The sequence below is a fragment of the Yoonia sp. 67-2 genome (assembly GCF_035117555.1).
Taxonomy (GTDB): Bacteria; Pseudomonadota; Alphaproteobacteria; order Rhodobacterales; family Rhodobacteraceae; genus Yoonia.
Window position 1 is genome coordinate 1 of record NZ_JAYKPK010000009.1, and the last position, 477, is coordinate 477.

At 54.3% G+C, this 477-nt stretch carries 1 protein-coding gene; it reads right to left on the reverse strand.

Annotation, left to right across the window (positions count from 1 at the left end; translation table 11 throughout):
• Positions 1-118, reverse strand: a 118-nt coding sequence (locus VOY09_RS14250; RefSeq protein ID WP_323811267.1) for a transposase, incomplete at its 3' end; no start/stop codon positions are given.
• Between the last annotated feature and the right edge of the window lie 359 nt (positions 119-477).

Consider the following 477-nt stretch of genomic DNA (forward strand, 5'->3'; position numbering starts at 1 on the left):
TGTAAAACGACGCATTGCTCATGCCATGTTCACGGCAAAGCTCGGCCACCGGCACACCACCTTCGGCTTGGCGCAGGATCGCAAGGATCTGGGGTTCGCTATATCTGGTCATCTTCATTCAAAATCTCCTCGTTCATCTTGCCGAGAAAATTCTACTTCCGCAGCCCCTTACTTTCGGGGGGGATTACCCCCGGTGTCCGCAATTGGATGGAGTTCTACAATCACCGCCGCCCGCACAAAGCCCTTGGCGGCCGACCACCGGCAGTGATCTACTCACTGCAAATCGAAGCCACGCAACCCGATCAGCAGGAGCAAATCAGAGCTTAAAAAACGCCAGATCCTGTCTAAGCAAGGGGGAGCACCTCACCCTGCACCTGACCACCGCAATCGCCCGACCCGCTGCACGCGATGAAAGTTCAGTGTCAGGTCAGTCGAGAGTTTGATGCCCATTTTTTCTGACCATCAGTTAAAATTCAC